This is a genomic window from Mycobacterium sp. E1214 (assembly GCF_001666755.1).
In the GTDB taxonomy this organism is placed as follows: Bacteria; Actinomycetota; Actinomycetes; order Mycobacteriales; family Mycobacteriaceae; genus Mycobacterium.
Genome location: NZ_LZJC01000128.1, coordinates 1 through 8,387 on the forward strand (window position 1 = coordinate 1; position 8,387 = coordinate 8,387).

General features: G+C 73.0%; 5 protein-coding genes and 1 pseudogene. All 6 read right to left on the reverse strand.

Features of this window, described 5'->3' with window-relative positions:
* Nucleotides 1-701 (reverse strand): glycosyltransferase (locus A5700_RS18025; protein WP_197504159.1); only part of this gene is annotated, 701 nt, incomplete at its 3' end.
* On the reverse strand, nucleotides 698-2,341 hold the full coding sequence (gene ftsW / locus A5700_RS18030) for a putative lipid II flippase FtsW (RefSeq protein WP_082960399.1): 1,644 nt from the start codon (nucleotides 2,339-2,341) through the stop codon (nucleotides 698-700). The genes ftsW and A5700_RS18025, both read right to left, overlap by 4 nt.
* A gap of 252 nt (nucleotides 2,342-2,593) precedes the next feature.
* Complete coding sequence (gene murD / locus A5700_RS18035) at nucleotides 2,594-4,066, reverse strand: UDP-N-acetylmuramoyl-L-alanine--D-glutamate ligase (RefSeq protein WP_068067935.1); 1,473 nt, start codon at nucleotides 4,064-4,066, stop codon at nucleotides 2,594-2,596.
* On the reverse strand, nucleotides 4,066-5,145 hold the full coding sequence (mraY, locus tag A5700_RS18040) for a phospho-N-acetylmuramoyl-pentapeptide-transferase (protein WP_068067909.1): 1,080 nt from the start codon (nucleotides 5,143-5,145) through the stop codon (nucleotides 4,066-4,068). The genes murD and mraY overlap by 1 nt, the downstream gene beginning before the upstream one ends.
* Nucleotides 5,146-5,528: 383 nt before the next feature.
* A pseudogene (gene murF / locus A5700_RS18045) lies at nucleotides 5,529-7,061 on the reverse strand (UDP-N-acetylmuramoyl-tripeptide--D-alanyl-D-alanine ligase); the annotation flags it as partial.
* Nucleotides 7,058-8,387 (reverse strand): UDP-N-acetylmuramoyl-L-alanyl-D-glutamate--2,6-diaminopimelate ligase (locus A5700_RS18050; RefSeq protein WP_068204912.1); only part of this gene is annotated, 1,330 nt, incomplete at its 5' end. The pseudogene murF and the gene A5700_RS18050, both read right to left, overlap by 4 nt.

Consider the following 8,387-nt stretch of genomic DNA (forward strand, 5'->3'; position numbering starts at 1 on the left):
ACCGCGCCCTGCGACCCGCCGAACACCAGCAACACCCGGGCGTCGTCGGCGAAACCGAAGTGGCGGCGCGCCTCCGTCCGCAGCGCCGCGCGGTCCAGCGAGGTGATGGCGGCGCGCACCGGCACCCCGACCACCTCGGCGCCGGGCAGTCCGCATTCCGGCACGGCGGCCAGCACCCGGTCCGCGCGGCGGGCCCCGACGCGGTTGGCCAGACCGGCGCGCGCGTTCGCCTCGTGGATCACCACCGGGATGCGGCGGCGCCCGGCGCCCCGCGGCAACCCGCGGGCGGCGAGGTAGGCGGGCAGGGCCACGTATCCACCGAACCCGATGACCACGTCGGCGCCGACGCCGGTGAGCACCGCGCGGGTCTCCCGGACCGCGCGCCACACCCGGGGTGGCAACCGGGCGAGGTCACCGCTGAGCTTGCGCGGCAACGGGACCGGCGTGATCAGCTCGAGGTGGTAACCGCGCTCGGGCACCAACCTGGTCTCCAGGCCGCGCGCGGTGCCCAACGCGGTGATGCGGACCCGTGGGTCGAGCGCGGTGAGCGCGTCGGCGACGGCCATCGCCGGCTCGACGTGGCCGGCGGTCCCGCCCCCGGCCAGCACCACCGAGACCGAGTCACCAGCCGACAACGCGGCACCGGCGGGCTGGGGGTTGTCCCCCAGCCCGCCGGTCCGCGTGCTGACCGTGTGGTTCACCCGTAACGCTGACCTTCCAGTGCGCGTGTCCGTCGCGGTTGCCGCTGGCCGGCGCCCTCCCCGGTCCGCAACCCGGCTCCCAGATTGGCATAGCGCTGGCCAGACCCATGATGCTCCCCCGTGCGTGCGCCGTGCGCCCGCACCCGCGCCCGGGCGCCGGCGGGCGCGCGGGCGGGCCGGACGGGTTTGCGGGGTAGCGCCGGCGGCAGCGCCGCGTCGGGTGTGCGGCCGCCCTTGCGCGGCTTGGCGGGCGCCGCGCCGCCCTTGGCCCGCGTGGGTGCCGCCCGCCCCGCCTGCGGTCGGGGACGCTTGCGGTCGCGCAGCGCGTCCACCCGGCTCGGCAGGTACGGCTCGGGCAGCGGCAACCGCAGCAGCCGGTTCACCTTGTCGTCGCGCCCGGCGCGCAGCGCGGCGACGGCTTCCGGTTCGTGACGGGCCGCGTTGATCATGATGCCGATCATGAAAAGGGTTGCCGCGGTTGATGTTCCGCCCGCCGAGATGAGCGGAAGCTGAATGCCGGTCACGGGCAGGATGCCGATCACGTAGCCGATGTTGATGAACGCCTGGCCCAGCACCCACATGGTCGTGGTGGCCGTCAGCAGCCGCAGGAACGGGTCCGCCGACCGTCGGGCGATCCGCATGCCGGTGTAGGCGAACAGCCCGAACAGCACGAGCAACCCGAACGCGCCGATGAAGCCCAGCTCCTCGCCGATGATGGCGAAGATGAAGTCGTTGTGGGCGTTGGGCAGGTAGTTCCACTTCGCGACGCCCTGGCCCAGGCCGTCGCCGAACACCCCGCCGTGGGCCAGGGCGAACTTGGCCTGCCGGGCCTGATAGCCGGTGTCCATCGGGTCGTTCTCGGGGTCCAGCCACGACTTCACCCGGTCGGAGCGGTACCCGGCGGACATGGCCAGGATGGCGCCGGCGACGAAGACCGCCAGCAGCGAGGTGCCGAAGACCCGCAGCGGCAACCCGGCGTACCACAGCAACGCCAGCAGGATGATGCCCAGTGAGACCGTCTGCCCCAGATCGGGCTGGGCCACGATGAGCGCCAGGGCGATGACCGCGGCCGGCACCAGCGGGATCAGCATCTCGCGCAGCGTCGCCCGTTCCAGCCGGCGGGTCGCCAGCAGGTGCGCGCCCCAGATGGCGAAGGCGATCTTCGCCAGCTCGGAGGGTTGCATCGAGAAGCCGGCGATGACGAACCACTTCCGGGACCCGTTGGCCAGGTTGCCGATGCCGGGCACCAAGACCAGCACCAGGAGGATGACGGTCACCACATAGCCGGTGAACGCGATCCGCCGCAGAAACCGCACCGACATGCGCAGCGACACGTAGCAGGCGACCAGGCCGATGACCGTCCACAGCACCTGCTTGCCGAAGATCACCCAGGCGGAGCCGTCGTTGTCATACGAGCGCACTCCGGAGGCCGACAGCACCATGATCAGGCCCAGCGTCGTCAGCAGCCCGGCAACGGCGATGATCAGGTGAAACGAGGTCATGGGCCGGCTCAGCCAGGTGCCGAACCGGCTGTGCGAATCTTGCTGGGCCCCCTTGGCCCCCTTGGCCCCGTCGGGCGCTGTGGCCGTCGGGGGCGCCTTGGCCGGGCGGGGCGCGGCGGCGTCCGGGGTCGTCTGCATAGCGTCAGTCTCGGGCTCGTCGGTCTCGGCCGCGGCATCGATATCGACCGATTCGGCAACGGTTTCCGGGACGCCGTCGACAGCGACGGCCTCGTGACTGGAACCGGCGCTGGGATCAGGAACAGGGTCGGCGGCGTCCGCTTCGCCGGCCTCCGCGGGGGCCTCGGCCGGCGTCGGCGCGGGCGAGTCGACGGTCGCGTCGGCCTTCTTTCCCCGGCGCCGCAGCCGGGACAGTGGTCTGGGCACGCCCGCCTACCGGACGGCCAGGCGCACGGCGGCCGCGAACGCGTCACCGCGGTCGGCGTAGCCAGCGAACTGGTCGAACGACGCGCCGGCCGGCGCCAGCAGCACCGTGTCACCCGCGTGGGCCAGAGCGCGGGCACCGGCCACGGCGGCGTTCATGACGGCCGCACCGAGAGTGTCACCTCGATGTTTCACTTCAGTCACATCTGTACCAATAACCTCAGCCGTCGCATTCATATCAGCATCCTCGCCTGTCACAACCTGGAGGACGCGGACATCCGGCGCGTGTCGCGATAACGCCTCTGCAACCACTCGACGGTCCTGACCCAGCAGGACGACCCCGACCAGGCGATTTGCGATCCTGGCGACCTCGGCGTCCACGGACGCGCCCTTGAGCAGTCCGCCCGCGATCCACACCACCCGCGGGTAGGCCAGGACGGACGCCTCGGCCGCGTGCGGGTTGGTGGCCTTGGAGTCGTCGACGTAGGTGATGCCGTCGGCCACCGCGACGACCTCGGCGCGGTGCCGGCCCAGCCGGAACGACGCGATCGCCACCGCGATGGCGTCGGCGGGCACCCCGACGCTGCGCGCCAGGGCCGCCGCGGCCAAGGCGTCGAGGACCCCGACCGGGCCCGGCACCGGGATGGACGCGGCGGGCAGCAGCACCAGGTCGTCGGCGAAGGCGCGGTCCACCAGCTGGCCGTCGCGCACCCCCACCTCGCCCGGGGCCGGCTCGCCGAGGCGAAACCCGGCCCGCACCGGCGCCTGCGCGGTGGGCAGCAGCTGCGCGGCCGGGCCGTCGTCCAGGCCGACGATCGCCACCCGGCCGTTGAGGACCCGGGCCTTGGCGGCGGCGTAGTCGGCGAAAGTGCCGTGCCAGTCGAGGTGATCCTCGGCGATGTTGAGCACCACGCCGGCCTCGGGACGCAGCGACGGCGCCCAGTACAGCTGAAAACTGGAGAGCTCGACGGCCAACAGGTCGGCGGGCTGGTCGAGCACGTCCAGCACGGGGTCGCCGATGTTGCCGCAGAGGAGGCTGCGGCGGCCGGCCGCGATCAGCATGGCGTGCAGCATCGACGTCGTGGTGGTCTTGCCATTGGTCCCGGTCACCACCAGCCAGCGGCGCGGCGGGCCGTAGACCCCGGCCGTGTCCAGTCGCCAGGCGAGCTCGACGTCTCCCCAGATGGGCACCCCGGCCGCCGCGGCGGCCGCCAGGACCGGGGCGCTCGGCTGAAATCCGGGGCTGGTCACCACCAGCGCATAGTCGGCAATGTTGGCGATGGCGGTCGGCGGGTCGACCGTGTTCACCCCCCGCGCGGCGAACGGCTCGAGCATGCCCGGGTCGTCGTCGCAGACGGTCGGTGTCGCGCCGAACCGCGACAGCGCGGCCTGCACCGCGCGACCGGTGACGCGGCCCCCGGCCACCAGGACCGATGCGCCCGGCGCCAGCGGCACCAGCGACGGGTGTTCGGAACCGCTCATCACGCGCCGGTCGCGGAAAGCCACTCGCCGTAGAAGAGGGCCACCCCCAGGCCGCAGGCGATCGCGGTGAGCAGCCAGAAGCGGATGATGACCGTGGTCTCGGCCCAGCCCGCCAGCTCGAAGTGATGGTGGAAGGGCGCCATCCGAAACACCCGGCGCCCGGTGGTCCGGAAGGCCAGAATCTGCAGCACCACCGAGGTGACCTCGGCGACGAACAGCGAGCCCAGCACGACGGCCAGGATCTCGGTGCGGCTGGTGACCGAGAGGCCCGCGATGATGCCGCCCAGCGCCAGCGAGCCGGTGTCGCCCATGAAGATCTTGGCGGGCGCGGCGTTCCACCACAGGAACCCGATGCAGGCGCCCGCGGTGGCCGCGGCGACGAAGGCCAGATCCAGCGGGTCGCGCACGTTGTAGCAGCCCAGCCCCGGCGAGCTCACGCAGGCGCTGTGGGCCTGCCAGAACGTGATCAGCACGTAGGCGGCGGACACCATCGCCATGCTGCCGGCGGCCAGGCCGTCCAGGCCGTCGGTGAAGTTCACCGCGTTGGACCAGGCGCTGACGACGACGACGCAGAACAGCACGAACAGTCCGGGCGCCAGCGTGACGGTCGCGATCTCGCGCACGTAAGACAGATCGGCGCTGCCCGGGGTCAGCCCGTTGGCGTTGTGGAACCGCAACGCCAGCACGCCGAAGATCACCGCGGCGGCGATCTGGCCGATGGTCTTGGCGGTCTTGTTCAGGCCCAGGTTGCGCGACCGCCGGATCTTGATCAGGTCGTCGAGGAAGCCCACGCCGCCCAGGGCGGTGGCGAGGCCGAGCACCAGCAGGCCCGACGCCGAGACGCCCTCGCCGTCGAACGCCAGCCCGGCCAGGTGCGTGCCCAGATAGCCCGCCCAGATGCCGGCCAGGATGGCGACGCCGCCCATCGACGGGGTGCCGCGCTTGGCGTGGTGGGTGGGCGGCCCGTCCTCGCGCGTGTGGTGCCCGAACCCTTGCCGGGTGAACAGCCGGATCAGCGCCGGCGTCAGCAGGATCGATACGGTCAGCGCGATCGCGACGGCGATCAGGATCTGCCTCATGAGCCGCCCTCGCGATCGTCACGGCCTGATGGTGACGACCCGCTTCGCCCGGCTTCGCCGCCCTCGCGATCGTCACGGCCTGATGGTGACGACCCGCTTCGCCCGGCTTCGCCGCCCTCGCGATCGTCACGGCCTGATGGTGACGACCCGCTTCGCCCGGCTTCGCCGCCCTCGCGATCGTCACGGCCTGATGGTGACGACCCGCTTCGCCCGGCTTCGCCGCCCTCGCGATCGTCACGGCCTGATGGTGACGACCCGCTTCGCCCGGCTTCGCCGCCCTCGCGATCGTCACGGCCTGATGGTGACGACCCGCTTCGCCCGGCTTCGCCGCCCTCGCGATCGTCACGGCCTGATGGTGACGACCCGCTTCGCCCGGCTTCGCCGCCCTCGCGATCGTCACGGGCCAGCGCGTCGGCCAGCGCCCCCAGCCCGGCCGCGTTCGACGCCTTGACCAGCACCACGTCGCCCGGCAGCAGTTCGGACCGCAACAACGCCAGTGCGGCGTCGGAGTCGGCGACGCTGACGGCCCCCCGGTCCGCCGCGTCAGGGCCCCACGGTCCCCACGAGCCCTCCATGACCGCTCCGTGGTGCATGGCGCCCATCGACCTCCCACTTCCCACGACAACGAGTCGAGACACATCTAAGCGCACGGCCAGCCGGCCGATGCGATCGTGCTCGGCGATGGCATCGTCGCCCAACTCCGCCATCTCACCGAGCACCGCCCAGCTACGCCGCGGCGGTGCTGCGCCCCCCGGGCCGCGGGCAATCCAGGCCAGCGCCTGCAACCCGGCCCGCATCGAATCCGGGTTGGCGTTGTAGGCGTCGTCGATCACCGTCACCCCGTCGGGGCGGGTGGTGACGTTCATGCGGTGCGCCGACACCGGCCCGGCGGCCGCCAGCGCGGTCGCCACCTGCGCGACGTCGGCGCCACACTGCAGGGCGACGGCCGCGGCGCACAACGCGTTGGTGACCTGATGTTCGCCGTACACCCCGAGCGTCACCTCGGCCGCGCTGTCCATCGCGTGCAGGGTGAACCGCGGCGCGGCCAGGGCGTCCAACGACACGTCGTCCGCCCAGACGTCGCTGGGGCCGGCCGCGGTGTGACTGCTGCGGCTCACCCGGATCACCCAGGCCGGGGTCTGCCCCGCCATCGCCGCCACCATGGGGTCGTCGACGTTGAGCACGACCACCCCGGAGGACGGAACTGATTGCGGCAGTTCGGCTTTGGTGCGGGCGATGGCCTCGCGGGAGCCGAACTCCCCCAGGTGCGCGGTGCCGACGTTGAGCACTACCCCGATCGCCGGCGTGGCGATGCGCGCCAGCGCGGCGATGTTGCCGGGGTGGCGCGCCGACATCTCCAGGACCAGGTAGTCGGTGCGCCGCGTCGCGCGCAGCACCGTCCAGGGGTGTCCCAGCTCGTTGTTGAACGATCCGGGCGGCGCCACCACCTCCCCCAGCGGGGCGAGCACCGCGGCTATCAAGTCCTTGGTCGAGGTCTTGCCCGACGAGCCGGTGATGCCGATGATGGTCAGCCCGCCCGCAACCAGCTCCGCGGCCACCGCCCGCGCCAGCTTCCCCAGCGCGGCCAGCACCGCCGCCCCGGATCCGTCGGTGTCGTGTTCGAGCACCCCGGAGTCCTCGTCATCGGGCGGTCGTGGGGGCACCACGATGGCGGGCACCCCGACGGGCCGGGCGGCGAGCACGGCCACGGCGCCCGACTCGATCGCCGAGGCGGCGTGGTCGTGCCCGTCGGTGCGGGCCCCCGGCAGCGCCAGGAACAACCCCCCGGGACCCACGGCGCGGGAGTCGAATTCGACGGTGCCCGTGACCCGGCGTTCGGCCGCGTCGTCCGGTGAGATGTCGGACAGGGTGCCGCCGACGATCTCGGCGATCTCGGCGACGGTCAGTTCGATCATCGGCGGGCCTGCAGGGCTTCGGCCAGCTCCACCCGGTCGTCGAAGGGGCGCGTCCCCTCGGCGCCGCGCTGCCCGGTCTCGTGACCCTTGCCGGCGATGAGGACCACGTCGCCGGGGCCCGCCCAGTCGACCGCGTGCCTGATCGCCGCGCGCCGGTCGCCGATCTCGACCACGCGGGCGGCGCCGTGCGCGGCGCCGGCCAGGATCTCGCGCCGGATCGCCGCCGGGTCCTCGCTGCGCGGGTTGTCGTCGGTGACGACGACCAGGTCGGCCAGCTCGGCCGCCGTGGCGCCCATCGACGCGCGTTTGCCGGGGTCGCGGTCGCCGCCGGCGCCGAACACGACGGCCAGCCGGCGGCCGGGACGCGCCAGCGTCGTCAGCACCGCCCGCAGCGCGCCGGGCTTGTGGGCGTAGTCGACCAGCGCCAGGAAATCCTGGCCGCGGTCGATCTGTTCCATGCGCCCCGGCACCCGGGTCTCCAGCAGACCGCGGGCCGCGTCGTCCACGGCAACCCCGACCGAGTCCAAAACGGCCAGCGCGACAAGGCAATTCGCGACGTTGTAGGCACCGGGCAGCCGGACCCCGACCCGGTGCTGACCGCCGGAGGGGTCGACGACGGTGAACTGCTGCCCCCCGGCGCCCAGCGGCGCCACATCCCGGGCCCGCCAGTGTGCGGGTTGGTCGTCGGCGCTGACGGTGATCGCGTCCCCGGCCCGGGCGGCCATGGCGCGCCCGGCGTCGTCGTCCACGCACACCACCACCCGGCGGGCCCGCAACGGCGATCGCGGGTCGAACAGCAGGGCCTTGGCTTCGAAGTAATCCTCCATGCTGGGGTGGAAGTCCAGGTGGTCGCGGGACAGGTTGGTAAAACCGCCCACCGAGAACGCGGTGCCGTCCACCCGGCCCAACGCCAGCGCGTGGCTGGACACCTCCATGACGACGGTGTCCACGCCGTCTTCGACCATGGCCGCCAGCATGGCCTGCAGGGCGGGGGCCTCCGGGGTAGTCAGCGCGCTGGGGATGTCGGCCCCGTCGACGCGGATGCCGATGGTGCCGATCAGCCCGGCCGTCCGCCCGGCGGCGCGCAGCCCGGCCTCGATCAGATAGGTCGTGGTGGTCTTGCCCGACGTGCCGGTGATGCCCACCATCGTCAGACACTGCGACGGGTGGCCGTACACCGTGGCGGCCAGGCCCCCCAGCACACCGCGCGGATCCGGGTGCACCAATGTCGGGACGTCGAGCGTGCCCAGTTCGGCGACCCCGGCGGCGTCGGTGAGCACCGCGGCAGCGCCGCGATCCAGGGCTTCGGCGGTGTACCGGGCGCCG

Coding starts and splice junctions, on each gene's coding strand:
- ftsW (WP_082960399.1), bottom strand. CDS start 2,341: ATGCAGACGACCCCGGACGCCGCCGCGCCCCGCCCGGCCAAGGCGCCC.
- murD (WP_068067935.1), bottom strand. CDS start 4,066: ATGAGCGGTTCCGAACACCCGTCGCTGGTGCCGCTGGCGCCGGGCGCA.
- mraY (WP_068067909.1), bottom strand. CDS start 5,145: ATGAGGCAGATCCTGATCGCCGTCGCGATCGCGCTGACCGTATCGATC.